The sequence below is a fragment of the Streptomyces sp. LUP47B genome (genome assembly GCF_001746295.1).
Taxonomy (GTDB): domain Bacteria; phylum Actinomycetota; class Actinomycetes; order Streptomycetales; family Streptomycetaceae; genus Streptomyces.
Map to the genome: position 1 here is coordinate 38,963 of NZ_MJAH01000017.1, position 24,762 is coordinate 63,724.

The following is a 24,762-nucleotide window of genomic DNA, read 5'->3' on the forward strand; positions in this document are numbered from 1 at the left end:
CGTCGAGCGGCTCGTGATCAAGCATAGCGCAGGAAAAGACCGGGGGCGGCCACTCCCTGTTTCCAGGAAGTGCCGCCCCCGGGAAGGACGTTGATCAACCGTCAGGCCTGGCGGCCGGGGGTCGATCAGAAGTCCATGTCACCGCCCGGCATGCCGCCGCCGGCCGGCGCAGCGCCCGCCTTCTCCGGCTTGTCGGCGATGACGGCCTCGGTGGTGAGGAACAGCGCGGCGATGGAGGCGGCGTTCTGCAGGGCAGAGCGCGTGACCTTCGCCGGGTCGATGATGCCTTCGGCGATCATGTCGACGTACTCACCGGTCGCGGCGTTCAGGCCGTGGCCGACGGGCAGGTTGCGCACCTTCTCGACGATGACGCCACCCTCGAGACCACCGTTGACGGCGATCTGCTTGAGCGGGGCCTCCAGGGCCAGCTTCACGGCGTTGGCGCCGGTCAGCTCGTCACCCTGCAGGTCCAGCTTCTCGAAGACCGAGGAGGCCTGGATGAGGGCCACGCCACCACCGGCGACGATGCCCTCCTCGACGGCCGCCTTCGCGTTGCGAACGGCGTCCTCGATGCGGTGCTTGCGCTCCTTGAGCTCGACCTCGGTCGCGGCACCGGCCTTGATGACGGCGACGCCACCGGCGAGCTTCGCCAGGCGCTCCTGGAGCTTCTCGCGGTCGTAGTCCGAGTCGCTGTTCTCGATCTCGGCGCGGATCTGGTTGACGCGACCGTTGACCTGGTCGGACGAACCGGCACCGTCGACGATGGTGGTCTCGTCCTTGGTGATGACGACCTTGCGGGCGCGGCCCAGGAGGTCCAGGGTCGCGTTCTCCAGCTTGAGGCCGACCTCCTCGGAGATGACCTCGCCGCCCGTGAGGATGGCGATGTCGCCGAGCATGGCCTTGCGGCGGTCACCGAAGCCCGGGGCCTTGACGGCGACGGACTTGAAGGTGCCGCGGATCTTGTTGACGACCAGGGTCGACAGGGCCTCGCCCTCGACGTCCTCGGCGATGATCAGCAGCGGCTTGCCCGACTGCATGACCTTCTCCAGGAGCGGGAGCAGGTCCTTGACGGAGCCGATCTTGGAGTTGGCGATGAGGATGTAGGGGTCGTCGAGCGACGCCTCCATCCGCTCCATGTCGGTGGCGAAGTACGCCGAGATGTAGCCCTTGTCGAAGCGCATACCCTCGGTGAGCTCGAGCTCCAGACCGAAGGTCTGGGACTCCTCGACGGTGATGACGCCTTCCTTGCCGACCTTGTCCATCGCCTCGGCGATGAGCTCGCCGATCTGGGTGTCGGCGGCGGAGATGGAGGCCGTGGAGGCGATCTGCTCCTTGGTCTCGACATCCTTGGCCTGCTCGAGCAGGGCGGCGGAGACGGCCTCGACGGCCTTCTCGATACCGCGCTTGAGGGCCATGGGGTTGGCGCCGGCGGCTACGTTGCGCAGGCCTTCCTTGACCAGGGCCTGGGCGAGCACGGTCGCGGTGGTCGTACCGTCACCGGCGACGTCGTCCGTCTTCTTGGCGACTTCCTTGACCAGCTCGGCGCCGATCTTCTCGTACGGGTCCTCGAGCTCGATCTCCTTGGCGATGGAGACACCATCGTTGGTGATCGTGGGGGCGCCCCACTTCTTCTCGAGGACGACGTTGCGGCCCTTGGGGCCGAGCGTCACCTTGACGGCGTCCGCGAGCTGGTTCATGCCGCGCTCGAGGCCGCGCCGCGCCTCCTCGTCGAACGCGATGATCTTGGCCATGTGAAGTGGTCCCTCCAGGACTGGGGGTGATTCCTTCGGACCGCGCCCGCGCCCGCGACGGACGGCTCGCCGGCCTGTGGATCCTTGCCCCACAGGGCCTGCGGGCCTCACCGACCCGGTCCATCTTTTGTCACTCTCACCTTCAGAGTGCTAACGCCAATGATTAGCACTCGGCATGGTCGAGTGCAAGCGCCTCTCGGCGATCGGGCAGAGCGGGAAGCAACAGCGACGCCTCGTTACCGGCCCGTACGGACCGGCCGACGGCCCGGCGTCCGCGCACCACGGGCCCTGTCCGCGCCGTACACGACGGCCCGGCCGGGCCCGCCCGGGAGGGCACCCCGTCGAGCGATGCGGGAGTCCCGACCACCCGCGTCCACACTTCCCGGCACCAGCCCGTAGGCGCACGCTGACGACCCGGCACCCGGGCACCACAGGGCCACGTCGGCGCCGTACACGACAGCCCGGCCGGCCCACCCGGGGTCCCCTCCTGGAACCCAACCGAGCGATGCGGGAATCCCGACCGCCCCCGCCCGCACTGGGGCGCCGAGCGACTACGGCGGCTCGGCACCGGCCGGTACGCGCACACTGACGACCCGGCACCCGGGCACCACAGGGCCACGTCGGCGCCGTACCCGACAGCCCGGCCGGCCCACCCGGGGTCCCCCCCCTGGGGCCCAGCCGAGCGATACGGGAATCCCGACCGCCCCCGTCCACACAGGGTGCCGAGCGACTACGGCGGCTCGGCACCGGCCGGTACGCGCACACTGACGACCCGGCACCCGGGCACCACGGGGCCATACCGACGCCGTACACGACGACCGGGCCGCAGCCGGGGCACTCTCCCAGGCGCCCGCCGACCGATGCGGGAGCCCCGCCGCCCCGGCCGCTCGGGGCGCTTACCGGCCGTACGGCCGGCCCGACGCCATTGCACTCCGGCACCACGGGGCCGTACGGGTGCCGTACGGACGGCCCGGCTGCCTCCCGTCCGCATGACCCCTGTTCGACCGGCGCGATCGGCCACCCCGGACCGCCGCGCAAGCCGGCGAACGCGGACCGGGCCGCCCGGCGCCGGCGAAAGCGGTCGGCGGGGCTCCGGGCATGCCGAAGGGCTCGTACCCCATGACTCCCTATGGGGTACGAGCCCTTCGAAGAAGAACAGAAGAACGACGCTGTTGTTACCCGGCGCGTGCTTCAGCCAGTCGCGAGGCGAACCATGTCCGCCTGCGGCCCCTTCTGACCTTGCGAGATCTCGAACTCGACCCGCTGGCCCTCTTCAAGGGTGCGGTAGCCGTCCATCTGAATCGCGCTGTAGTGGACGAATACATCCGCACCACCGTCGACCGCGATGAAGCCGTACCCCTTCTCCGCGTTGAACCACTTGACGGTGCCCTGAGCCATGCCTAACTCCCCTATTACTGGCCCTTGCACGGATCCACACTTCGTGGATCCGGGTCAGACCTCACCCCCCACATGGTTGGGGGCGTGCGCCGGAACGCGTCGACCGCGGCTGAATGTATCTGTCCAACTGCCGTCTGCAACAGGTCAATCGGACGAGAATTCTGGACGGAAGGGGTCCGGAATGTAGTGAGAATTCGCCTGAATTCGGGGCAAGTCGGGCCCCATAAAAGACACATAACGCACTTAAGGCGCGCACACTTTGGCTACTTCTCATCGCATGTGGAGCGAGAACTCATATGCACGCGGCAAGAAGAAAGCCGCTGCTTCCCCAACTGTACCGCGCTCAACCATAGAGAATTGCCCCCTCCGCTTCTCTGCGGAGAGGGCAATCGGATGAACACTCGGTAATTTCCGTTACCGAAGGTAATGACCAGTCATACGGTCACCCGCCGGCGACGGCCGGAATGATCGAGACGCCGGCCCCGTCGGGCGTCGCCGTCTCCAGCCCCTGCTCGAACCGCACATCGTCGTCATTGACGTACACATTGACGAACCGCCGCAGCTTGCCCTGGTCGTCGAGAACGCGCGCGGCGATACCGGTGTGGTTCTTCTCCAGGTCGGCGATGACATCGGCGAGGGTCGAACCCTCTGCCTGCACCTCGGCCTGCCCGCCGGTGTAGGTGCGCAGGATGGTGGGGATACGGACGGAAACGCTCATGTTTCGGGACCTCCGGTCGGGTGAGGGCTTTCAGGGGCGCGGCGGCTACGCGAGGCCGGCCTCGCGGAACGAGTCCAGGTTGGGACGGATCGTGGCGGTGAGACCCGTACCCGCCACCGCGTCCAGCGTCTTCAGACCATCACCGGTGTTCAGCACGACGGTCGTCAGCGAGGGATCCAGCAGACCGTTCTCGATCAGCTTCCTCGCCACGCCGACGGTCACGCCACCGGCGGTCTCCGCGAAGATCCCCTCGGTCCGCGCGAGCAGCTTGATCGCGTCGACGATCTGCTCGTCGTTCACGTCCTCCACCGCACCGCCGGTACGACGCGCGATGTCCAGCACGTACGGACCGTCCGCCGGGTTCCCGATCGCGAGGGACTTGGCGATGGTGTTCGGCTTCTGGGGCCGGACCACGTCATGGCCCGCCTTGTACGCGACGGACACCGGCGAGCAGCCCTCGGCCTGCGCGCCGAAGATCTTGTACGGCTTGTCCTCGACGAGCCCGAGCTTGATCAGCTCCTGCAGACCCTTGTCGATCTTCGTGAGCTGCGAGCCGGAGGCGATCGGCACGACCAGCTGGTCGGGGAGCTGCCAGCCCAGCTGCTCGCAGATCTCGTACGCCAGGGTCTTGGACCCCTCCGCGTAGTACGGCCGCAGGTTGACGTTGACGAAGCCCCAGCCCTCGCCGGCCGGGTCGCCGATCAGCTCGGAGCAGAAGCGGTTCACGTCGTCGTAGTTGCCCTCGATGCCAACGAGCTCGCCGCCGTAGATCGCGGCCATGACGACCTTGCCCTGCTCCAGGTCGTGCGGGATGAACACGCAGGAACGGAAGCCGGCCCGGGCCGCGGCGGCACCCACGGCGCCGGCGAGGTTGCCGGTGGAGGAGCAGGAGAGGGTGGTGAAGTCGAAGGCACGCGCGGCCTCGATGGCCTGCGCGACGACCCGGTCCTTGAAGGAGTGCGTCGGGTTGCCGGAGTCGTCCTTCACGAAGAGCTTGCCGGCGTCGACACCCAGCTCGCGGGCGAGGTTGTCGGCCTTGACGAGCTTGGTCCAGCCGGGGTTGATGTTGGGCTTGTCCGCCACGTCCGCGGGGACGGGCAGCAGCGGGGCATAGCGCCAGATGTTCGCGGGTCCCGCCTCGATCCGCTTGCGGAGCTCCTCGGTGTCGTAGGCCGAGAAGTCGTACGCGATCTCGAGGGGGCCGAAACACTCCTCGCAGGCGAAGACCGGGCCGAGCGGGACGCGGTGGCCGCATTCGCGGCAGCTCAGCGCCGCGGCGGGACCCAGATCGACGGAGTTCGTGGTGCTTGCAACAGTCTGCGCAGCCATGGAGGCGAGGCCCTTTCTCCTCATCTTCCTCACGACGCATCTCGCCGTGAGACGGATTTGGCACCTTCCCGAGCCGGGAGCCTCGCGGAAACGATCATCAGCGATCGCTACGAGAACCGACTGGAGGGTTGCCGGGGCTTCATCGGGCCGTATCCCTCTGCCCCTCTGGATGAGCGGTATGAAGTTGTGAACGGTGGACCACCCAGGACATGCGATGGTCATGCGCGTTGTTCAAGACTGTAACCGACGGCCAGGACAGTTGAGAGAGACGTCCGAACCGCGAGATGGATCAAAGGCAGAGGAGCCGCGCACTGTGCTGAACGAAGTCGAGCGCTGGCTGGCCACGCGTTCCTGGTCCGTGACCGATCGCCCGCTGCACAGGATCATGGCGGCGAAGCGGGGCACGGGCCGCACGGTCAGTGTTGTCCTGCCCGCGCTCAACGAGGAGGAGACGGTCGGTGACATCGTCGCCGTGATCCGTCATGACCTCATGCAGCAGGTCCCGCTCGTCGACGAGATAGTCGTCGTCGACTCGGGATCGACCGACCGCACCTCCGAGGTCGCCGCCGCGGCCGGTGCGCGGGTCGTCCACCGCGACGACATCCTCCCGCGCATACCCGCCGTGCCCGGCAAGGGCGAGGTCCTGTGGCGCTCCCTGCTCGCCACCTCGGGGGACATCGTCTGTTTCATCGACGCCGACCTGAAGGAGTTCTCCTCGGACTTCGTCTCCGGCATCGTCGGCCCGCTGCTCACCGACCCCGAGGTCGACCTGGTCAAGGGCATGTACGACCGTCCCCTGGGCGGCGCCGCCGGGCAGGGGGGCCGGGTCACCGAGCTCATGGCCCGCCCGCTGCTGAACATGCACTGGCCGCAGCTGGCCGGTTTCGTGCAGCCGCTGGGCGGCGAGTACGCGGCCCGGCGCTCGTTGCTGGAACAGCTCCCGTTCCCCGTCGGCTACGGCGTCGAGCTGGGCATGCTGGTCGACGCCCTGCACCTGGTGGGCCTGGACGCGCTCGCCCAGGTCGACGTCGGTGTGCGCAAGCACCGTCACCAGGACGGGCAGGCCCTGGGCCGGATGTCCGCCGCGATCTACCGCACCGCCCAGCTGAGGCTGGCCCGCGGCCATATGATCCGGCCCTCCCTCACCCAGTTCGAGCGGGGCCGGGACGGTTTCGAGCCGCGTACGTACTCCGTGGACACGGAGGAGCGGCCGCCGATGGTGGAGATCGCCGAGTACGCGGAGCGTAAGGTCGCGTGACGGGCCGGGTGACAGAACGGGGCGTTCCGTATACGCCCGCGCACTGAGCGCAACCGTACGTTTGAGCGTTTCCGGGCCGGGCTAGGTTGAGGCGTATGGCTTCCACGTCTTCCGTGCAGGGTGCTGCCCAGGTGCTGGTCGCGTCCAACCGCGGCCCGGTCTCGTACGAGGTCCAGGAGGACGGTTCGCTGCGCCCCAAACGGGGTGGCGGCGGACTGGTCTCGGGTCTTTCGGCGATCGGTCCTGAGGCGGGCGCGCTGTGGGTGTGCTCGGCGCTGTCCGACGGCGACCGCGAGGCGGTACGGCAGGGGGTGGGCGAGGACGGCGTCCGCATGCTCGCCATCCCGGCCGACGTGCACGCGGACGCGTACAACGGCATCGCGAACTCGGTCCTCTGGTTCGTCCACCATCTCCTCTACCAGACCCCACTTGAGCCGGCCTTCGACGCGGAGTTCCGGCGGCAGTGGGGGTCGTACGAGACGTACAACCGCGCCTTCGCGGAGGCGCTCGCCGAGGAGGCGGCCGAGGGGGCGGCGGTCCTGGTCCAGGACTACCACCTGTGCCTGGTGCCGGGGATGCTCCGCGAGCTCCGTCCCGACCTGCGCATCGCCCACTTCTCGCACACGCCGTGGGCGCCGGTGGACTACTTCCGGATGCTGCCGGACGACATCGCCGGCCAGGTCCTTCGGGGCATGCTCGGCGCCGACCGGCTCGGCTTCCTCACCCGCCGCTGGGCGGACGCGTTCACCGCGTGCGCGGAGCAGTTCGCCGATGGCCTCGGCGACACCCGGATCGGGGTGCACGGGCTGGGCGCGGACGCGGACTTCCTGCGCGCCCGCTCCCACGAGGCCGACGTCGAGGAGCGCATCGTCGCCCTGCGCGAGGAGATCGGCGCGGGCCGCAAGACGATCGTCCGGGTCGACCGCACCGAACTGTCGAAGAACATCGTGCGCGGCCTGCTCGCCTACCGGCGGCTCCTCGAGTCGCGGCCCGAATGGCGGGAACGGGTCGTGCACGTGGCGTTCGCGTATCCGTCGCGGCAGGACCTGGCGGTGTACCGGGACTACACGGCCGAGGTGCAGCGGCTGGCGGAGGAGATCAACTCCCAGTACGGGACGCCGGGCTGGACGCCGGTCCTGCTGAATCTGAAGGACGACTTCGCGCGGTCCCTCGCCGCGTACCGGCTGGCCGACGTAGCGCTGGTCAACCCCATCCGGGACGGCATGAACCTGGTCGCGAAGGAGGTGCCGCTGGTGTCCGACGAGGGCTGCGCGCTGGTGCTGTCGCGGGAGGCCGGGGCGTACGAGGAGCTCGGCGACGACGCGATCGTGGTGAACCCGTACGACGTGGAGCAGACGGCGGAGGCCCTGCACGAGGCCCTGACGATGCCGGCGCACGAACGGGCCGAACGAGCGAAGAGACTCGCCGCGGCGGCGACGGCACTACCACCGGCCCAGTGGTTCCTGGACCAGTTGAACGCGCTGAGGTACCCATGAGCAGCCACACCGACCCCGGCGCCCTGCCGAGCCCGGCGACGCCCGCCGGGCGGGATGGTCTCGAAGCCCTGCTGGCGGACCCGGCCGGGGCGGTCATCGGGCTCGACTTCGACGGAACGCTGGCGCCGATCGTGGCGGACCCGGAGCAGGCGCGGGCGCATCCCGAGGCGGTGGCCGTCCTCGCCGCCCTGGCACCGAAGGTGGCCTCCGTCGCGGTGATCACCGGCCGGCCGGCCGAGATCGCGGTCCGCTACGGCGGCTTCGCCGGCGTCCCCGGCCTGGAACACCTGACGGTCCTCGGCCACTACGGCGCGGAACGCTGGGACGCGGTGACGGGCGAGGTCACGGCGCCCGAACCGCACCCGGGCGTGGCCGCGGTCCGTGCCGAACTGCCGGCCCTCCTCGACGGAACCGGCGCCTGGATCGAGGAGAAGGGCGGCCGGGCGGTGGCAGTCCACACCCGCCGGGCCCCGGACCCCCAGTCCGTCTTCGACACGCTGCGCACTCCCCTCACCGACCTGGCCACCCGGCACGGCCTGATCGTCGAGCCGGGCCGCCTGGTCCTGGAGCTGCGCCCACCAGGCATGGACAAGGGCGTGGCCCTGCTGACCCATGTCCGCGAGCTGTCCGCCACGTCGGTCCTCTACGGCGGTGACGACCTGGGCGACCTGCCGGCCTTCTCCGCGGTCGACGACCTCCGCGCCAGCGGCACCCCCGGCCTCCTGGTCTGCAGCGGCAGCGACGAGGTGACGGAACTGCGTAAACGCGCGGACCTGGTGGTGGACGGTCCCGGCGGCGTGGTGAGCCTGCTGCGCGCCCTGGCCGAACGGCTCAGCTGACCCCCGCCCGCCCCTCAGCGTTCCTGCCGCCGCGCCTCCCGGACCCGGCGCAGGCGATTCACCGTCACCGGGTCGAGGACCAGGGCACGCTCGTCGTCCAGCAGGGCGTTGAGCAGCTGGTAGTAGCGGACCGGCGCCAGCCCCAGCTCCTCACGTATCGCCCGCTCCTTCGCGCCGGGCCCGGGGAAGCCACGGCGCTCCAGGGCGAGGATGTCCCGCTCCCTGCGGTCCAGCTCCGGATGCTCCATGCCCGGAACCGTAACGCCCGCCACTGACAGCGACTACTCCGCCTTCTGCGCGGTCAGCTGCAGCTCGCGCAGCACCTCCGCAGGGCTCCCGCCCGGACTCACCGCCGACCCGATCCGCTTCTTCACGGCCGCGCTGACCGAGGCCCAGGACGTCTTGCCCACCGGAGGCAGCTCGGAGTCGGGCAGCGCGTCGAGGAAGGGCTTGAGGTCGGCGTCCCGGGAGGCGCCGCTCATGACCGCGGACGCGGAGTTGGTCACCGGCAGCAGGTCGTACTCCCGGGAGAACGCGAGCACGTTCTTCTCGCTGTACACGAAGTCGAGGAAGTCGCCGACCTGCTCGGCATGCCCGTTCTGCTTGAAGGCCATCATCCAGTCGGCGACGCCCATGGAGTTCTTGGACTTCCCGTGGGCCCCGGGCATGGGCACCATCCCGAACTTCACGCCCTTGGCGGCGGCGATCTTCATCAGCGAGGGATGTCCGTTGAGCATGCCGACGTCCCCGGCGGCGAACGCGGAGAACGCGGCGGCCCGGTTGAGGTTCTCGGGCGCGACCGGCCCGGTCAGTCCCTTGCCGACGAGGTCGTCCTTGAGCCAGGTCAGCGTCGTGACGTTCTCGCCGGAGTCGATGCCGTACGTGCCGACGGAGTCGATGTACCCGCCGCCTCCGCTGAGCAGCCACTGCATGGTCTCGGCCTGCGCCTCCTCAGGACCGAGCGGCAGCGCGTACGGGTACTTCACCCCGTCCGCCTTGAGCACCGCGGCATCGGCGGCCAGCTGCTTCCAGGTCGTCGGCGGGGTGAGTCCGGCGTCGGCGAAGAGGGTCTTGTTGTAGAAGAGCAGCCGGGTGGACGCGGCGAACGGCATGCCGTACTGCATCCCGTTGATCCGCCCCGCCGAGGCCAGCTGCGCGACGAAGTCCGCCTGTTCCCGGATCCCGATCAGGTCGTCGGCCTTGTACAGCAGCCCCTTGTGCGCGTAGTCGGCGTACGCGCCGATCTGCGCCATGTCGGGTGCCTTCCCGGCGTCGACCAGCTCCTTGACCTTGCGGTCCACGTCGGTCCAGGAGTACACGCTGACGTCGATCTTCACGCCGGAGTGCTCGGCCTCGTACTCCTTGACGAGCTTGTCCCAGTACTTCTGGGAGCCGTTGGCCGAGCTGTCGCCGTAGTCGGCGGCGACCAGCCTCAGCGTCACCTCGTCCGATCCGCCCCCCAGGCCGCAGCCTCCGAGGACCGCCGTCATGCCCAGCGCGGACACCGCCGCGATCGTTCCCGTCCTACGCCGCCGCACCGACAACCGCCCCACAGTCACGTTCGAAACTTTCGAAAAGTCATACATACTCAGAAGTAGGTCTACACCACGTGAGTGGACTAGACCTCTTGCGGGTCGAAGGGCCACACTGTCCCCTGTGAGACATGTCATCGCCCTCGACGTGGGCGGCACCGGGATGAAGGCGGCCTTGGTCGGCGCGGGCGGCGAGCTCCTGCACCAGGCCCGCCGGTCGACCGGCCGCGAGCGCGGCCCCGACGCGGTCGTCGACGGCATCCTCGACTTCGCCGCCGAACTGCGCGCGTACGGCACCGAGCACCTCGGCACCCCCGCGCTCGCGGCCGGCGTCGCCGTGCCCGGCATCGTCGACGAGGAGCGGGGCGTCGCGGCCTACTCCGCCAACCTGGGCTGGCGGGACCTCCCGCTGCGCGGGCTGCTCACCGACCGCCTCGGGGGCGTTCCGGTCGCCCTCGGCCACGACGTCCGCACCGGCGGCCTCGCGGAGGGCCGCATCGGCGCGGGCAAGGGCGCCGACCGCTTCCTCTTCGTCCCCCTGGGCACCGGCATCGCGGGCGCCATCGGCATCGCGGGGCGGGTGGAGTCGGGCGCCCACGGCTTCGCGGGCGAGATCGGCCACATCGTCGTACGGCCGGGCGGCACACCCTGCCCGTGCGGCCAGCGGGGCTGCCTGGAGCGGTACGCCTCCGCGGCGGCCGTCAGCGAGGCCTGGGCCTCGGTCACCGGGAACCCGGAGGCGGACGCGGCGGACTGCGCGAAGGCGGTCGACGGCGGGGACCCGAAGGCCCGGGAGGTCTGGCAGCACGCCGTGGACGCCCTGGCCGACGGCCTGGTCACCGCCCTCACCCTGCTGGACCCCCGCACCCTGATCATCGGTGGCGGCCTGGCAGAGGCGGGGCAGACCTTGTTCACACCACTGCGGGAGGCGGTCCGACGCCGCGTCACCTTCCAGAAGCTCCCGACCATCGTCCCGGCGGCCCTGGGCGACACGGCGGGTTGCCTCGGTGCAGGCCTACTGGCCTGGGATCTCCTAGACAAGACCGACGGTACGGAGGCAACAAGCTGATGGCAGCCCACCCAGGGGCGCGGGACGGCGCTGAATTTGCGGCTACCGCCGCGGAAGCGCGACCAGCCGCGACGAGTCCGCACCCCGCGACGGACCAGTCCCCCCTCATCCTGTCCGGCGCAACGGTCGTCCTCCCCACAGGAACCGTCAAAGACGGCCGAGTCATCGTCGACGGCACCCGCATCGTCGGCAGCGCCCCGGAGAACGCCCAGGTCATCGACGTAACCAACCACTGGCTCGTCCCCGGCTTCGTCGACATCCACAACCACGGCGGCGGCGGAGCCTCGTTCACCTCGGGCACGGTCGAAGACGTCCTCAAGGGCATCCGCACCCACCTGAACCACGGCACCACCACCCTCGTCGCCTCCACCGTCACCGGCGACATGGACTTCCTCGCCCAGCGGGCCGGCCTGCTGAGCGAACTCGCCGAGCAGGGCGACATCGCCGGCATCCACTTCGAGGGCCCGTTCATCTCCCCCTGCCGCAAGGGCGCGCACGCGGAGAACCTGCTGCGTCACCCCGACCCGGCAGAGGTCCGCAAGCTGGTCGACGCGGCGCGCGGACAGGCGAGGATGGTCACGCTCGCCACCGAACTCCCCGGCGGCATCGACTCCGTACGGCTCCTCACCGAGCAGGGCGTCATCGCGGCGATCGGGCACACGGACGCGACGTACGAGCAGACCGTCGAGGCCATCGACGCGGGCGCCACGGTCGCCACCCACCTCTTCAACGCGATGCCGCAGATCGGGCACCGGGCGCCGGGCCCCATCGCCGCCCTCCTGGAGGACGAGCGGATCACGGTCGAGCTGATCAACGACGGCACGCATCTGCACCCGGCCGCGCTGCAACTCGCGTTCCACCATGCGGCAGCGCCCCGCGTCGCGTTCATCACGGACGCCATGGACGCGGCCGGCTTCGGCGACGGCCGTTACCTGCTCGGCCCTCTGGAGGTCGAGGTCAGCGAGGGAGTCGCCCGGCTCGTGGAGGGCGGTTCGATCGCGGGATCGACGCTCACCCTGGACCGCGCGTTCAAGCGGGCGGTGACCGTCGACCGGTTGCCGGTCGAGGACGTGGTCGCGGCGATCTCCGCCAACCCGGCCCGGCTGCTGGGCATGTCCGACCGCATCGGTTCCCTGGAGCCCGGCAAGGACGCCGACCTGGTCCTCCTCGACCATCAATTCGACCTCAAGGGCGTCATGCGCCGGGGGGAATGGGTGGTCGATCCCCAACTGGGCTGATGTGTCCCGCTGTTGGGGTCGGTGGGATCCTGGGAGACTGGACGGGCACATTCTGTCTTTCGGGGGAGGTCGGCCCAGGTGATCCTCACGGTCACGCTGAACACCGCTCTCGACATCACCTATCGCGTACGGTCACTGCGGCCGCACACCAGTCACCGGGTCACCGAGGTCACCGAGCGCCCCGGCGGCAAGGGCCTGAACGTGGCCCGGGTGCTGGCGGCGCTCGGCCACGAGGTGACGGTCACCGGCTTCACGGGTGGCGCCACGGGCCGCATGGTCCAGGACCGGCTCACCGACGTGCCGGGTCTGGTGGACGCGCTCGTCCCGGTCGGGGACCCGACCCGGCGCACGATCGCCGTGGTGGACGAGGAGTCCGGCGACACCACCCAACTCAACGAACCGGGTCCGACGGTGACGCCGGCGGAGTGGTCGGCCTTCCAGGAGGCGTACGAGGATCTCGTCCCGTCCGTCTCCGCGGTGGCCCTGTGCGGGAGCCTGCCGCCGGGGGTGCCGGTGGGGGCGTACGCGGGCCTGATCCGCACGGCGAAGGCGGCCGGGGTGCCGGTCCTCCTGGACACCAGCGGAGAGGCACTGCGCCGCGGGGTCGCCGCCCGCCCGGACATCCTCAAGCCGAACGCCGACGAACTCTCCGAACTGACAGGCTCCCACGAACCGCTCCGCGCGGCCCAGGACGCCCGCCGCCGGGGCGCACTCGCGGTGGTCGCCTCCCTTGGCACGCGGGGCCTGCTGGCGGCAACCCCGGAAGGCCGCTGGAGCGCCACGCCCCCGACCCGCGTCCACGGCAACCCGACAGGCGCCGGCGACTCACTGGTGGCAGGCCTCCTGTCGGGCCTGGTCGACCAACTCCCCTGGCCGGACCGCCTGATTCGCGCGGTCGCGTTGTCCGCGGCGACGGTACTGGCCCCGGTGGCGGGCGAGTTCGACCGCGCGGCTTACGAGGACCTGCTGGGCCGCGTCACGGTCACGGGTGAGGTCAGCGCGGCGTAACTCCTACTGGTCGACGTTCTCCGTGACGCGGAACTGGTCCAGCAGCGCGTTGCACTTGTTGCCCTGCTGGCACGAGAGCTGAATCGTGTTGGTGCCCTTGGTCAGGGAGACCTGGGCCCAGGTCTCCTGCCATCCGTTCGCGGGAAGCCCACCGAAGTTCTTCATGTTCAGCGGCCGGGAGGCGGACTTCCCGTTGACGGTCACCGTCGCGTCGGCATCCTCGGCGGGGAGGCCGTAGCGGACGTAGACCCGGTAGGTGCCGGCCTTCTTGATGCCGTTGACGGTCCAGGTGACCGAGGCACCGACCTGGTTGAAGCCCTGGACATAGACGCCGCCGTCGGACTGGGCGCCCTTCACGTCGGACGCGACGCTGGTGCCGCCCTCCAGGCGCATCGTCTTCGTGTCGGCCTTGGGAAGCTCGGCCGCCTCGGACGAGGAGGCCGACGGGCTCGGCTCCGAGCTCTGCGATGTGGACGGCGTCGTGGACGCCCCGCTGTCGCCCGCCTTGTCGTTGTCGTCGCCGCCCGCCATCGCGATGCCAATGCCTATGACCACCGCGGCGACCACCGCGATCGCGCCGATCAGCAGGCCCTTGGTGTTGGGGCCACCGCCCCGGCCGCCGCCGCCACCGCCGCTGTAGCCGGGCATTGCCTGCTGGCTGGTGGGGGCGCCGCCCGGGAAGGTCTCGGGGGCGGCGTAGTGGGCGCTGGGCTGGGTGTAGCCGTTCTGGCCCTGCTGCTGCGGGACCTGGCCGTACGGGCCGTTCGGCGCGGCCGGTGCCTGCTGCTGGCCGTACTGCCGCTGGCCGACCGAGCGCGTCCGGTTGACGGAGTTCGGGTAGCCGTAGCCGTAGCCGCCGCCGGACGGCGGCTGGGCGCCGTTGGCCTGACCGTCGGCGTAGAGGTAGCCGAACGGGTCGTCGTCCTCGGGCACGCTCGCCCCGTTGTTGCCGGACGTCATCCCAGGTACTCCTCAAACAGGTCTGCATCGGATGCGATACGGATGGTCAGAATGGCGAGCCTACCCGCTCCTGATGGCCCAAACGGGTGACTCGGATCGCATCAGCTCGCTGACCTGGGGATCATCCCGCGCGTCTGTGTTGTTTGGGACGAGATCGTTTCTCGACGTACATCCGTTCGTCGGCGGACTTCAACACTTCGTCCGCCGTCATGCCGCAGTGCGCCCAGCCGATGCCGAAGCTGGCACCGACCCGCACGGCCCGCCCCTCGGCACGGATCGGCTGGATGATCTCGCTGCGCAGCCGTACGGCGAGGTCGGCGGCGTCGGCCTTGCCGAGCCCGTCGGCGAGGATCACGAACTCGTCGCCGCCGAGCCGGGCCACGGTGTCGCCGTCGCGCACGCACTGGGACAGCCGCCGGGCGACCTCGATGAGCACCGCGTCACCCGCGTTGTGCCCGAACCGGTCGTTGATCGACTTGAAGCCGTCGAGGTCGCAGAAGAGCACCGCGAGCCCCTTGGTGCCGTCGTCGCGCTCCCCCTCGGGGGCGACGGTGTGCACATGGTGGTCGAAGGATTCGAAGGCCTCCGCGCCGCCCGGCCGGAAGTCGAAACCGTGGCCGTTCGCGTCGAAGGCCGGGTGCCCGAAGGCCGCGTCGACCGGCTCCAGCGCGGCGCCCGTGTGGGTGGAGCGCTGCTGACAGAGCCGGGAGGACAGCCGCGAGCGCAGCTCGGCGGAGTTCGGCAGGCCGGTCAGGGAGTCGTGGGAGGCGCGGTGGGCGAGCTGGAGCTCGCGGCGCTTGCGCTCCTCGATGTCCTCGACGTGGGTGAGCAGGAAGCGCGGCCCGTCAGCGGCGTCGGCGACCACCGAGTTGCGCAGGGACACCCAGAGGTACGTGCCGTCCCGGCGCCCGAGGCGGAGCTCCGCGCGCCCGCCTTCCGCGGAGGTCCGCAGCAGGGTGCCTATGTCCTCGGGGTGGACCAGGTCGGAGAAGGAGTAGCGGCGCATCGCGGACGCGGGGCGGCCGAGGAGACGGCACAGGGCGTCGTTGGTGCGCAGGATCCGGCCGTGCTGGTCGCCGCCCATCTCGGCGATGGCCATGCCGGAGGGGGCGTACTCGAAGGCCTGCCGAAAGCTCTCTTCGCTGGCCCTGAGAGCCTGCTGCTCCCTTTCGAGCCTGACCAGTGCACGCTGCATGTTCGACCGCAGACGCGCGTTGCTGATCGCGATGGCGGCCTGGAACGCGTACATCTGGAGCGCTTCGCGTCCCCATGCCCCCGGCCTGCGGCCGTTGCGCGGCCGGTCCACGGAGAGCACGCCGATCAGTTCGCCGCACTGGCCGCCCTGCACACCCGGCGTGTACATCGGCGCGAACAGCCGGTCCGAGGGGTGCCACTCGTCCTCGAAGCGGGGCGCGGGGCCGTCGGTGTACCACTGCGGGACGTCGTCGTCGTCGAGGACCCAGCCCTCGGTGTGCGGGATGAAGACCAGGTCGCCCCAGGTCTCCCCCATGCTCAGCCGGCGCTCCCAGGACTCACGGGAGCCCACCCGGCCGGTGATCAGCGACTCGGCGGCCTGGTTCCCGGAGAAGGCGGCGACCACGAGGTCGCCGTCGGGGCGCACGAGATTGACGCACGCCAGTTCGTAACCGAGTGCGGTGACCACGCCGTTCGCGACGGTCTGCAGTGTGTCGGCCAGGCTGCGGGCCGTGTTCATGTCGGCCATGACCTGATGCAGCTGTCGCAGGGACGCAAGACGGACGTACGGCTCCGACTCGCTCTCCATTGCTCGCCCTCCCCCCGAGACCTCGCAGCGAATCAAGGGTTCTCTTCGGCGTATCTTCAGTGCGGCTTCGTTGGTGCGGCTTCGTCGGTACTTCCCCGCCACTGAATCACAGCGCGCTGCCCACTCGGTACACAGGGTCAACAAATACCGCCCCTTGTGACTCAAGTCACAGCGGAAGATGAACAATTGAGTGGAGTTTCTGCGCTTTCCCTGTGCGTTTACTGAACGCAAACTTTGGGCGTTTGTGGACACCCTGTCCATCTCCGCCGGTGGACCTAGGTCCCGCCTCGGACGAAGGCCCGATGCGGAGCGCCCGGACCGGACATTAGCGTTTCCCGCGTGCCGAACACTCCCCCCGCCACCGCCCCGATGATCCCTCCGCCCGCTTCCGGGCATGCTGTGGGGGTGAGCAACGACGAGTTCCGCGCCGCCATGTCCCGGCTGGCCGCGGGCGTGGTCCTGGTGACCGCGTTCGAGCCCCCGCTCGACGCCGAGGGACCGGGCGGCGAGGACGTCGGCATGACGGCCACGGCGTTCCTCTCGGTCTCCCTGGATCCACCTCTCGTGCTGGTCAGCCTGCGTACGGGCTCCCGGATGGACGACCTGCTCGACGAGCAGCCCCACTGGGCGGTCTCCGTCCTGTCCGAGAGCCAGCGCCACATCGCCGGCCGCTTCGCCATGAAGGGCCGCATCAGCGACCGCCTGTTGTTCGAGGACATCCCCTACGTCCGCGGCGCGACCACCGGCGCCGCACTGGTGGGCGGCGCCCTCGCCACCCTGGAGTGCCGCACCGAACAGCGCGTGGAGGCCGGCGACCACACCCTGGTGATCGGCCGCGTCCTGACGGCCGACGTGCCGAGCGCGGACGGAGGGCCGCTGACCTATTTCCGGGGCAGGTACCGCCAGCTGGGATGAATTCCGTGGCCGCGCGCCAGCACTCCGGCATAAGGTCCCCGGATGACATTCGCACCCCGCCTCGAAGAGGTCACACCCGGGAATTTCGAAACGGCGACCGCTATACGGGTCCGTCCCGAGCAGGAATTCGCCGCCTCCCCGGTCATGCAGTCCCTCGCCGAGGCCTACGTGCATCCCGCGGGCGTCGCCTGGCCCCGTCTGATCGTCGACGGTGACCGCACGGTCGGCTTCCTGATGGCCTTCCTCGACATCGACTGGCGCGGCGACGGCGGCACCGTCGTCCGCTCCGGCCTGTGGCGGCTGAACATCGCGGCCGACGCCCAGGGCAGGGGCTACGGCCGGTTCGCCGTCGAGTCCGTCGCCGCGGAGCTGCGCCGCCGGGGCACGAAGGAGTTGTACGTCACCTGGCACGAGGGCGACGACGGCCCGGCGGAGTTCTACCTGAGGCTCGGTTTCCGCCGGACCGGGGAGCTGAGCGGGGGCGAGACCGTCGGAGTGCTGAGCCTCGACTAGACGAAGGTGATCTCCAGCCGGGCCGCCCGGACCGGGTCCGTGGTGATGTCGATCACCGCGATCCGGTCGTGTACGAACGTGAACGCGAGCGTCCGCTCCACGCGGCCGTCCCGCAGGAGCGCGATGCCGATACGGCCCTCGACGAGAACGGGCACCGCGACGCCGACGATGTGCCGCGAGTAGCTCGTCGCCCCCTTGGCCACGGCCAGGGCGCCCGTCGTCACCCCGACCTCCGTGCGCACCACGACATCCGGGTCGAGGACCTTCAGCAGCCCGTCGAAGTCACCTTCGCGCGCGGCGGCGAGGAAGGCGTCGACGAGTTCACGCCGGCGCGTTCGATCGGTGTCGCTGACCTGGGCGCCCCGCACCCGGCGCCGGGCCCGGCTGGCGAGCTGGCGGGTGGCCGCCGGGGACTTGCCGATGACGCCGGCGATCTCGTCGTAGGGGACGGCGAAGAGGTCGTGGAGGACGAAGGCGAGCCGTTCGGCGGGGCTGAGGGTGTCGAGGACGACGAGGAGGGCGCTGCCGACGGAGTCGGCGAGGACGGCGTCCTGCTCGGGGTCTGGGGTTACGGCCGGGACCGGCACCTCTGGCTCCAGGGGCTGTTCGGCACGGGACCTGCGGGAGCGGAGCATGTCGAGGCAGACCCGGCCCACGACGGTCGTCAGCCAGCCACCGAGGTTGTCGACGTGCGTGGTGTCCGACCGGCTCATCCGCACCCACGTCTCCTGCACCGCGTCCTCGGCCTCGGCCCCCGACCCGAGCATCCGCCGCGCCACCGCCCGCAGCTGCCCCCGGTGCGCCTCGAACCGTTCGGCAAGGAAGTCGTCGTCGCCCATGGGTCACCGCTCTCGTCGTCGTCCGCCGTCGGTGAGTTGACGGACGGGACGGTGGAGATGTGACACACGCGGGGCGGTTGCGGGTCGTTTACGGGGCCGGAGTTATCCCCAGTCCCGCCCCTGCCGCCCCCGCTTGGTGTCCGAGCGCTGCTTCTTCTCCCTCAACCGCCGCTCATTGATCCCGCGCGGGATGCGCGTCGCCCGCCGCGGCTTGGGCGGCGGAGCGGTGGCTTCGGCGAGCAGCGCCGCGAGCCGTACGGCGGCGGTCTCGCGGTTGCGCCACTGTGAACGGTGCTCGGAGGAGCGGACGGTGACGACGCCGTCGACGAGCCGCCCGGCCAGCCTGTCCAGCGCACGCTGCTTCCACACGTCGGGCAGGGACTCGGTGCGGGCCAGGTCGAAGCGCAGCTCCACCTGGGAGTCACTGGTGTTGACGTGCTGGCCACCGGGGCCGGAGGAGCGCGAGAAACGCCACATGAGCTCGGCCTCGGGGAGCGAGACGGAGCCGCGGATGACGTGGGGACCGGACATGGACTCCATGTTCCCGGCTCTGTCCGGTCCACGTCACCCGAATATCGCCCGGTGGCCGCCCTCTCTTTGGTAAAGAAAGTAAAGACACGGGGAACCTTCGACGCCCCTCGCGGCGTTCATAGGGGTAGCTGTAACTTCAAGCCCGTACTTGCCGTACAAAAACGAGGGAAGGACTCCCAAACCATGGCTGTAAGCCTGTCCAAGGGTGGCAACGTCTCGCTCACCAAGGAGGCTCCGGGCCTGACCGCCGTCACCGTGGGCCTCGGCTGGGACGTCCGCACCACCACCGGCACGGACTTCGACCTCGACGCCTCGGCGATCGCGGTCAACCCGCAGGGCAAGGTCTACTCCGACGGCCACTTCGTCTTCTTCAACAACAAGGAGACCCCGGACAAGACCATCGTCCACACCGGTGACAACCGCACCGGCGAGGGCGCGGGCGACGACGAGGCGATCAACGTCAACCTGGCCGGCCTCCCCGCCGACATCGACAAGATCGTCTTCCCGGTCTCGATCTACGACGCGGAGAACCGCTCGCAGAACTTCGGCCAGGTCCGCAACGCCTACATCCGCATCGTCAACCAGGCCGGCGGCGCCGAGATCGCCCGCTACGACCTCTCCGAGGACGCGGCCACGGAGACGGCGATGGTCTTCGGCGAGCTGTACCGCAACGGCGCGGAGTGGAAGTTCCGCGCGGTGGGCCAGGGCTACGCGTCCGGCCTGGTGGGCATCGCGACGGACTTCGGCGTGAACGTCTGACGTCAGCTGCGCTGAGCTGTGCCGTTGGAGCCCCTGGTCGTGTCGGCCGGGGGCTTCGGCGTTCTGTCTTTACGCCTGCGACACGAACGAGGCGGGGCCGGTGGGGGCGTTCCTGGAGTCGCGGCGCAGGGTGTCGCCGACGACGTAAAGGGTGAGGCGGAAGTCGCGCGCCGAACTCCCCGCGCTGGAAGCCGAGTCGGGCCGAGGTCTCGTGCTCGTGGACGCGCTCGCCGACCGTTGGGGCGTGGCGCCGGGGCCCCGCCCCCGCAAGACGGTGTGGGCGGAACTCGACCCTTCACCGCATCCCGAGAACCCGTACTTCGGTGGCGCGGGCGGCCTTTCCCAAAGAACTCCGGGCTGAAAGAAACCAACCAAGCCCCACCCCTCCTCCCGCCGCGAAGTTGCAGCTCACTCGCCCGAGTGAACATCGCCAACTCAGCTGGATTTCGCCCCGGTTGCCTGCCCTACAGTCGGCGCAACACAACCGCAGACATGCAACGGCCCTCGCCGGGACTGGCATCCCGATGCGAGGGCCTGACCACCAAGGAAGTCAGGACCTTCCCGATGGACACCCAAAACCCTAGCGCGCCGACGCGCGCCCAGTCCCGTACCGCGGACAAAAACCACTCCCGCGTGGGTGGCCTGCTCCACGACAACGCCCGCCACACCACCCGCTTCACGGTGATCGGCAACCACCTCGCCCAACACCCCGACCTCTCGCTCGTCGCCAGAGGGCTGGCCCTGTACATCCAGTCCCTCCCCACAGGCGCTCCGGTGGACATCAAGACCCTCGCGGCCCGCTTCCCCGAGGGCAGGGACCGTATCGCCGCGGCCCTGCGGGATCTGGAGACCCATGGCTATCTCCGCCGCACCCGCGAACGCGTCCCCGGCGGTCGTATCGTCACCCGCACGGTCTCCTGCAACCGGCCTGGTCATCGCGGCCGGGCCGGCGAAGACCAGGCCCCCGGACCACCGAAGAAACGGCAACCGCCCCGCAAGAGGCTCCTCCCGGCCGTACCGCAGCCGGGCTATCCCGCCCCCGCCCTCCTCCAGCAGGCCACCGACGTCCTGGCGGGCCTCCGCCGCCACGACCCCCGCCTGCTCCTCTCGGCCACCGACGCGGAACACCTTGCCCCCGGAGTCGCCGCCTGGCTGGAACGGGACCTCACCCCCACCGCCGTACGAGACGCCCTGACCGCCCGCCTCCCCACTGAGCCCCTGCACCGCCCGGCGGCCCTCCTGGCCCACCGCCTCGCCGCCCAGCTGCCACCCCTGCCGCCATACCGGCCTCCGGCCCCACCCCCGGTTGTACGGCACCCGTTCCAGAACTGCGACGGCTGCACCCGCGTCTTCCGCTCACCGACTCCAGGACTCTGCCGTGACTGCCGCACTCCCATCACCACCACCTGAGACCGCTCCGTCCCGTAGTCAGGCCGACCATGGGCACGAGGTGATCCCCCGTCCTGGGCTGACGCCGGACGCCCTGCGTGCAGGCCTTGCCGTGGTCGCTCCGGGTCGTCTCGACGAAATGCAGAACATGAAGGACGATGCCTTCGCCAAAGCCGTCGAGTGGCAATCCCTCAGCCCGGTGCAGAGCTGGGTCCTCATCTGGGCCAGGGACATCAAGATCGCCCGGCGACCGGACCTGTCCAGCCGCTACACCCAGGCGGAGAACAACCTGGACCACGAGGATCCAGCCATTGCGCAGGCGGCCATCCGAGAGCTGAGCGCAGTCCTGGAGGAAGCGCTGAAGGCAGTTCGCGAGCAGGGCTCTGCAGTTCTCGCGATCGGAACATGACCCGGCCGCTGGCGACCTCGGACTCACGTGATCATTCCCATCCGAACCCGAGAACGACGAAGCCCTACCCCCCGGCCGTCGGCGTGTTGTGAGATCACCACCCAAAGACGAGGGGCTTCGCCCCGTCACTGCCCTTGACCAACACTGCTCACCCCCGACAGTCCGTGATGAAAGAGGTTCACTCACATGGCGCTGGCGTCTTCCGGGACATAGCGCACTTTTGGATGGGCGGGATCGAAACGAGGCATGCCCGCAGGAAGCACCGGGGCCAGGACACGAAATACGTCCCGCATGGCGTCGTCGGAAAAACCCGATAGCGTCTCGGTGGCCTGCAGTACGGCGCCGCCGGCCGCAAGTGGGATCACCCTGCAGAAAGCGCCACTGGCAGCAAGCCCGGAAGCCCCGCCCAGCCTCCCGCACAGTTCGTCCGGACACACCGTGATCCATGAATAGCCGCGCAGAAATTCCCTTGCTTCATCAACGGAATAACGCGGCCGTCGCTCCAGAACCACGTCGAGATTTGTGCCATCTCCCCACGGACCTGTCACATCAACACGAGCGAATGCAGGATTCACACCATTCAGACTTACGACAAGGAAATCTGTAATACCTGAACAGTAGCCCGGGTCCGCCATCTCGCCATCGCCAACTTCGAGCAATACCGAGAGAGACATTTTGGGATGGCGAACTGTAATACTGGAGTTCTTGACATGCGCCGTAGGCCCGTCTCCGCCCCCTCTAAAGAAGAGCAAGTCCCCCGATTCGGGGGCATCCGAAAGCTCCCGCTCCATGAGTGACCATTTCTGCGAAACCGGCGAATAATCCAACTCGCGGCTCGATTCATCCCTTTGCGTACACGCGATAGAAGACACTTGGCCACCCTGTTCCTCCACCTGCCGCAGGCCCGACAGTGGCCCGGCAAGAGCAGCCCTGTACCACCCTGCTACGGAATTCCCGATTCCGCCCGCAGTCAATGTGTCCAGAGATGCGCTTATGAAGAGAACCATGCCCCCGCCTCACTCCAGCGTTTTCCTTCTTTGTCTGCAACGAGGAAGAGCATACGTTCAAGCAGCCAGCTCAAAGAGGCTCACTCCACCCACCGTGGCCACGACTTCCGGAGTGGTCGAGACCATCAGCGTTCCTATCTAGGGTTCTGACCATGAATGTGGCGATCCAGGTCTACCGAGCCATGCGGGAGGTCGTTCAGGCATTGGACGACGTCCTCCCCGGCAAGTTCGAGATCACCAGGGAAGGGATCGTCCACGACATGATCTCGCCCAACAGCCCTCACGAGCTGACGAGGCTTGTGCTCCGGAAGCGGCTGGAGAAGGCCATGCCGGTGGAGATCGTCGCCCACACCGGAAGACCCGACGTCGAAGACGAGTTCGGGGGCATCATGCGGCGGCCCGACGTGATTGTGATCGCCTGGGCGGACATGGACATCCCGGGTTCCTTCGTTCCCTGCGCCCTCGTCGCCGCCATCGAGGTGGTCTCCCGTTCAAATCCAGACAACGACTGGGTGGGCAAGATGCGCGACTACCCACTGATCGGCATCCCCATCTACGCGATCTTCGATCCCCGAACCGGCACCGGAGCCGTCCTCACCGACATCCACCCCACCCCCGACGGCCCCCGCTACGCCACCCGCAAGGACTTCGTCTACGGCGAGGATGTCACCATCGGCGACTGGACAATCTCCACGGACGACCTGCCGCGCTACAAGGAGCTCGCGGATCGCACGTGACGTGGAGTCTGGTGAGACGACCCACTCCGGCTCTTCGTTGGCATCGGCCTGCGCCATCAGAGCGGTGAACACCCGCTCGCGGGTGCCGTCGAGGGCCCGCATCGGCAGCCGTTTGTAGACGCCCGCCCTCGTTGAGGCACAGGGATTCAGCCCTCGCTCCGGACGCACGGCCCCTCCTCCGGCCGCCGCCCCGTCCGCCAGCGTGGTGCCTCGTCATCCGGGACGTCCGGGGAAGCGAAGTGAAACGGCACGCCAAGATGGCCGGCCAGTTCCCGGCCCGCCTTGGCGGCGGCAGCGGCCGGCGGAGAGCCGTCGGGGCGGTGGTACACGGTAGCCAGGTGGCTCTCCCCGTCCGGGGAGTCCGTGACCGCGACCAGAAGTACGAACCAGTCGTGCACGGTGTCGCCGTCCCAATAGGCCTCCACCGCCGCCACACGGCCCGGGAGGGCTGCGACGCGCGCTGCAAGTGACGCGAGGTCGAGCGGATCGGGCGGTGTGCGCTGCACTCGGTCGCCGAGGGCCTCGTATCGCGCGTGAACCACCCGCTCGGCCTCGTGCAGGCCCACCCCCAGCGGACGCAACGCCTCCCAGACGGTCCTGACCGCCGACAGCCGGCGATCCCGCAGCACGTCGGCGTCGACCTGCTGACAGGTCCGTTCCTCGAGGTAAGCCCACCAGCCGCTCAATGGGCCACCGGCCGGGATGTCACGGCGTGCGTCATAGGTTCGAACGTAGCCTCAACTACTCTGCCCCGCATGCTCCTCACCCCCCTCCACCTCACCCCCGACCACGACATCCCCGGCCCCCTCCTGACCGAACTCACCGCCCTGTACGCCGCCAACCGTGACTTCATGGCTCTCAGCGGGGACTTCCCGGATCCGGACGACATCCGGCCGGAGCAGGTGGCGGCGGCGCTGGCCGAGGAACTCGCGCATCCGGACGCGGAGGTGTTGCTGGCGCGCAGTGAGGGCCGGCTGGTCGGGGTGGCCATCACGCTCGCCCGGCACCCGGACCCGGCCGACCCGGACCCGTGGATCGGGCTACTGATGGTGGCCGCCGAGGTACACCGGCAGGGCTACGGGCGTCGGCTCGCCGCCCTCGTCGAGGACCGCTTCCGCACCGAGGGCCGGACCGCCGTACGTCTCGCCGTCCTCGACGGCAACGACCGCGCCCTCGCCTTCTGGACGGACCTCGGCTACGAGGTCATCGACCACCGCTCGGACCTGCAGCACGGGCGCCCCTGCTCGGTGTTGCGCAAGCCGCTGACCGAGGGCTGACAAGGAC

At 69.5% G+C, this 24,762-nt stretch carries 26 protein-coding genes and 1 riboswitch; of the genes, 14 read left to right on the top strand and 12 right to left on the bottom strand.

What is annotated here, in order from left to right; genetic code table 11:
* Positions 1–125 precede the first annotated feature (125 nt).
* The 4 genes from groL to thrC all read right to left on the bottom strand — a co-directional run bounded on the left by groL (position 126) and on the right by thrC (position 5,196).
* The gene (gene groL / locus BFN33_RS38940) at positions 126–1,751 is read right to left on the bottom strand and encodes a chaperonin GroEL (RefSeq protein WP_069764934.1); all 1,626 of its coding nucleotides are present in this window, start codon (positions 1,749–1,751) and stop codon (positions 126–128) included.
* Between the two features lie 1,191 nt (positions 1,752–2,942).
* Complete coding sequence (locus tag BFN33_RS38945) at positions 2,943–3,149, bottom strand: cold-shock protein (RefSeq protein ID WP_007382895.1); 207 nt, start codon at positions 3,147–3,149, stop codon at positions 2,943–2,945.
* 442 nt (positions 3,150–3,591) lie between these two features.
* On the bottom strand, positions 3,592–3,867 hold the full coding sequence (locus BFN33_RS38950; protein WP_069764935.1) for a MoaD/ThiS family protein: 276 nt from the start codon (positions 3,865–3,867) through the stop codon (positions 3,592–3,594).
* Positions 3,868–3,912: 45 nt separating this feature from the next.
* Positions 3,913–5,196, bottom strand: a complete 1,284-nt coding sequence (gene thrC / locus BFN33_RS38955) for a threonine synthase (protein ID WP_069764936.1) — start codon at positions 5,194–5,196, stop codon at positions 3,913–3,915.
* 17 nt (positions 5,197–5,213) lie between these two features.
* Positions 5,214–5,372, bottom strand: a riboswitch (SAM riboswitch).
* Between the two features lie 137 nt (positions 5,373–5,509).
* Between thrC and BFN33_RS38960 the strand changes: the two genes are divergently transcribed.
* The 3 genes from BFN33_RS38960 (at position 5,510) to otsB (ending at position 8,789) form a co-directional block, all read left to right on the top strand.
* Positions 5,510–6,454, top strand: a complete 945-nt coding sequence (locus tag BFN33_RS38960; RefSeq protein ID WP_069764937.1) for a glucosyl-3-phosphoglycerate synthase — start codon at positions 5,510–5,512, stop codon at positions 6,452–6,454.
* Positions 6,455–6,549: 95 nt separating this feature from the next.
* Positions 6,550–7,950, top strand: a complete 1,401-nt coding sequence (locus BFN33_RS38965) for a trehalose-6-phosphate synthase (protein WP_069764938.1) — start codon at positions 6,550–6,552, stop codon at positions 7,948–7,950.
* Positions 7,947–8,789 (top strand): trehalose-phosphatase, encoded by an 843-nt coding sequence (otsB, locus tag BFN33_RS38970; RefSeq protein ID WP_069764939.1) that lies wholly within the window; start codon positions 7,947–7,949, stop codon positions 8,787–8,789. The genes BFN33_RS38965 and otsB overlap by 4 nt, the downstream gene beginning before the upstream one ends.
* Positions 8,790–8,803: 14 nt before the next feature.
* Here the strand turns inward: otsB and BFN33_RS38975 are convergent, their stop codons facing one another.
* On the bottom strand, positions 8,804–9,037 hold the full coding sequence (locus tag BFN33_RS38975) for a DUF3263 domain-containing protein (protein WP_069764940.1): 234 nt from the start codon (positions 9,035–9,037) through the stop codon (positions 8,804–8,806).
* Between the two features lie 33 nt (positions 9,038–9,070).
* Entirely contained in the window at positions 9,071–10,279 is a 1,209-nt protein-coding gene (locus BFN33_RS38980) for an extracellular solute-binding protein (RefSeq protein ID WP_069765071.1), read from the bottom strand.
* Between the two features lie 166 nt (positions 10,280–10,445).
* Here BFN33_RS38980 and BFN33_RS38985 point away from each other — a divergent pair, with 166 nt between their 5' ends.
* The 3 genes from BFN33_RS38985 (at position 10,446) to BFN33_RS38995 (ending at position 13,636) form a co-directional block, all read left to right on the top strand.
* Positions 10,446–11,390, top strand: coding sequence for an ROK family protein (locus BFN33_RS38985; protein ID WP_069764941.1), 945 nt, complete (start codon positions 10,446–10,448; stop codon positions 11,388–11,390).
* Positions 11,390–12,628 (top strand): N-acetylglucosamine-6-phosphate deacetylase, encoded by a 1,239-nt coding sequence (gene nagA / locus BFN33_RS38990; protein WP_370743351.1) that lies wholly within the window; start codon positions 11,390–11,392, stop codon positions 12,626–12,628. Before BFN33_RS38985 ends, nagA begins: the two co-directional genes overlap by 1 nt.
* Positions 12,629–12,706: 78 nt before the next feature.
* A complete protein-coding gene (locus BFN33_RS38995) occupies positions 12,707–13,636 on the top strand; it encodes a 1-phosphofructokinase family hexose kinase (protein ID WP_069764942.1) in 930 nt (309 codons plus the stop codon).
* Between the two features lie 3 nt (positions 13,637–13,639).
* Here BFN33_RS38995 and BFN33_RS39000 read toward each other — a convergent pair whose 3' ends face one another.
* On the bottom strand, positions 13,640–14,596 hold the full coding sequence (locus tag BFN33_RS39000) for a CBM35 domain-containing protein (RefSeq protein ID WP_069764943.1): 957 nt from the start codon (positions 14,594–14,596) through the stop codon (positions 13,640–13,642).
* Positions 14,597–14,717: 121 nt separating this feature from the next.
* Positions 14,718–16,379 carry a diguanylate cyclase CdgB gene (gene cdgB, locus BFN33_RS39005; RefSeq protein ID WP_069764944.1) on the bottom strand — a complete coding sequence of 554 codons (1,662 nt, stop codon included), beginning with the start codon at positions 16,377–16,379 and terminating at the stop codon, positions 14,718–14,720.
* Between the two features lie 339 nt (positions 16,380–16,718).
* Between cdgB and BFN33_RS39010 the strand changes: the two genes are divergently transcribed.
* Together BFN33_RS39010 and BFN33_RS39015 are read left to right on the top strand one after the other, a co-directional pair.
* Positions 16,719–17,294, top strand: a complete 576-nt coding sequence (locus BFN33_RS39010) for a flavin reductase family protein (RefSeq protein WP_079141253.1) — start codon at positions 16,719–16,721, stop codon at positions 17,292–17,294.
* Positions 17,295–17,336: 42 nt separating this feature from the next.
* Positions 17,337–17,807: a GNAT family N-acetyltransferase gene (locus tag BFN33_RS39015; RefSeq protein ID WP_069764946.1), complete on the top strand. Its 471-nt coding sequence runs from the start codon at positions 17,337–17,339 to the stop codon at positions 17,805–17,807.
* Here the strand turns inward: BFN33_RS39015 and BFN33_RS39020 are convergent.
* Both BFN33_RS39020 and arfB read right to left on the bottom strand, forming a co-directional pair.
* Positions 17,804–18,646, bottom strand: a complete 843-nt coding sequence (locus BFN33_RS39020) for a sigma-70 family RNA polymerase sigma factor (protein ID WP_069764947.1) — start codon at positions 18,644–18,646, stop codon at positions 17,804–17,806. The two genes, BFN33_RS39015 and BFN33_RS39020, sit on opposite strands and share 4 nt — an antisense overlap.
* Before the next feature lie 102 nt (positions 18,647–18,748).
* Entirely contained in the window at positions 18,749–19,186 is a 438-nt protein-coding gene (arfB, locus tag BFN33_RS39025; protein WP_069764948.1) for an alternative ribosome rescue aminoacyl-tRNA hydrolase ArfB, read from the bottom strand.
* Between the two features lie 174 nt (positions 19,187–19,360).
* Between arfB and BFN33_RS39030 the strand changes: the two genes are divergently transcribed.
* The 4 genes from BFN33_RS39030 to BFN33_RS39040 all read left to right on the top strand — a co-directional run bounded on the left by BFN33_RS39030 (position 19,361) and on the right by BFN33_RS39040 (position 21,734).
* A complete protein-coding gene (locus BFN33_RS39030; protein WP_069764949.1) occupies positions 19,361–19,936 on the top strand; it encodes a TerD family protein in 576 nt (191 codons plus the stop codon).
* Between the two features lie 151 nt (positions 19,937–20,087).
* Positions 20,088–20,297 (top strand): hypothetical protein, encoded by a 210-nt coding sequence (locus BFN33_RS50660; RefSeq protein ID WP_079141254.1) that lies wholly within the window; start codon positions 20,088–20,090, stop codon positions 20,295–20,297.
* Between the two features lie 203 nt (positions 20,298–20,500).
* On the top strand, positions 20,501–21,346 hold the full coding sequence (locus BFN33_RS39035; RefSeq protein WP_069764950.1) for a helix-turn-helix domain-containing protein: 846 nt from the start codon (positions 20,501–20,503) through the stop codon (positions 21,344–21,346).
* Positions 21,347–21,386: 40 nt separating this feature from the next.
* Complete coding sequence (locus BFN33_RS39040) at positions 21,387–21,734, top strand: hypothetical protein (protein WP_176742580.1); 348 nt, start codon at positions 21,387–21,389, stop codon at positions 21,732–21,734.
* A 182-nt stretch (positions 21,735–21,916) separates the two neighbouring features.
* Here BFN33_RS39040 and BFN33_RS52795 read toward each other — a convergent pair whose 3' ends face one another.
* On the bottom strand, positions 21,917–22,606 hold the full coding sequence (locus BFN33_RS52795) for a hypothetical protein (protein ID WP_141758037.1): 690 nt from the start codon (positions 22,604–22,606) through the stop codon (positions 21,917–21,919).
* 287 nt (positions 22,607–22,893) lie between these two features.
* Here BFN33_RS52795 and BFN33_RS39045 point away from each other — a divergent pair, with 287 nt between their 5' ends.
* Positions 22,894–23,478, top strand: a complete 585-nt coding sequence (locus BFN33_RS39045; protein WP_069764952.1) for a Uma2 family endonuclease — start codon at positions 22,894–22,896, stop codon at positions 23,476–23,478.
* Positions 23,479–23,624: 146 nt separating this feature from the next.
* Here the strand turns inward: BFN33_RS39045 and BFN33_RS39050 are convergent, their stop codons facing one another.
* Positions 23,625–24,164 carry a hypothetical protein gene (locus BFN33_RS39050; protein ID WP_069764953.1) on the bottom strand — a complete coding sequence of 180 codons (540 nt, stop codon included), beginning with the start codon at positions 24,162–24,164 and terminating at the stop codon, positions 23,625–23,627.
* A 69-nt stretch (positions 24,165–24,233) separates the two neighbouring features.
* Between BFN33_RS39050 and BFN33_RS39055 the strand changes: the two genes are divergently transcribed.
* Complete coding sequence (locus BFN33_RS39055; protein ID WP_069764954.1) at positions 24,234–24,755, top strand: N-acetyltransferase; 522 nt, start codon at positions 24,234–24,236, stop codon at positions 24,753–24,755.
* Positions 24,756–24,762: the final 7 nt, after the last annotated feature.

What these genes read in the sequence shown, in the direction of transcription:
- groL (WP_069764934.1), bottom strand. Translation starts at nt 1,751, where the DNA reads ATGGCCAAGATCATCGCGTTCGACGAGGAGGCGCGGCGCGGCCTCGAG.
- BFN33_RS38945 (WP_007382895.1), bottom strand. Translation starts at nt 3,149, where the DNA reads ATGGCTCAGGGCACCGTCAAGTGGTTCAACGCGGAGAAGGGGTACGGC.
- BFN33_RS38950 (WP_069764935.1), bottom strand. Translation starts at nt 3,867, where the DNA reads ATGAGCGTTTCCGTCCGTATCCCCACCATCCTGCGCACCTACACCGGC.
- thrC (WP_069764936.1), bottom strand. Translation starts at nt 5,196, where the DNA reads ATGGCTGCGCAGACTGTTGCAAGCACCACGAACTCCGTCGATCTGGGT.
- BFN33_RS38965 (WP_069764938.1), top strand. Translation starts at nt 6,550, where the DNA reads ATGGCTTCCACGTCTTCCGTGCAGGGTGCTGCCCAGGTGCTGGTCGCG.
- otsB (WP_069764939.1), top strand. Translation starts at nt 7,947, where the DNA reads ATGAGCAGCCACACCGACCCCGGCGCCCTGCCGAGCCCGGCGACGCCC.
- BFN33_RS38975 (WP_069764940.1), bottom strand. Translation starts at nt 9,037, where the DNA reads ATGGAGCATCCGGAGCTGGACCGCAGGGAGCGGGACATCCTCGCCCTG.
- BFN33_RS38980 (WP_069765071.1), bottom strand. Translation starts at nt 10,279, where the DNA reads ATGACGGCGGTCCTCGGAGGCTGCGGCCTGGGGGGCGGATCGGACGAG.
- nagA (WP_370743351.1), top strand. Translation starts at nt 11,390, where the DNA reads ATGGCAGCCCACCCAGGGGCGCGGGACGGCGCTGAATTTGCGGCTACC.
- BFN33_RS39000 (WP_069764943.1), bottom strand. Translation starts at nt 14,596, where the DNA reads ATGACGTCCGGCAACAACGGGGCGAGCGTGCCCGAGGACGACGACCCG.
- cdgB (WP_069764944.1), bottom strand. Translation starts at nt 16,379, where the DNA reads ATGGAGAGCGAGTCGGAGCCGTACGTCCGTCTTGCGTCCCTGCGACAG.
- BFN33_RS39015 (WP_069764946.1), top strand. Translation starts at nt 17,337, where the DNA reads ATGACATTCGCACCCCGCCTCGAAGAGGTCACACCCGGGAATTTCGAA.
- BFN33_RS39020 (WP_069764947.1), bottom strand. Translation starts at nt 18,646, where the DNA reads ATGGGCGACGACGACTTCCTTGCCGAACGGTTCGAGGCGCACCGGGGG.
- arfB (WP_069764948.1), bottom strand. Translation starts at nt 19,186, where the DNA reads ATGGAGTCCATGTCCGGTCCCCACGTCATCCGCGGCTCCGTCTCGCTC.
- BFN33_RS39030 (WP_069764949.1), top strand. Translation starts at nt 19,361, where the DNA reads ATGGCTGTAAGCCTGTCCAAGGGTGGCAACGTCTCGCTCACCAAGGAG.
- BFN33_RS39035 (WP_069764950.1), top strand. Translation starts at nt 20,501, where the DNA reads ATGGACACCCAAAACCCTAGCGCGCCGACGCGCGCCCAGTCCCGTACC.
- BFN33_RS39045 (WP_069764952.1), top strand. Translation starts at nt 22,894, where the DNA reads ATGAATGTGGCGATCCAGGTCTACCGAGCCATGCGGGAGGTCGTTCAG.
- BFN33_RS39055 (WP_069764954.1), top strand. Translation starts at nt 24,234, where the DNA reads ATGCTCCTCACCCCCCTCCACCTCACCCCCGACCACGACATCCCCGGC.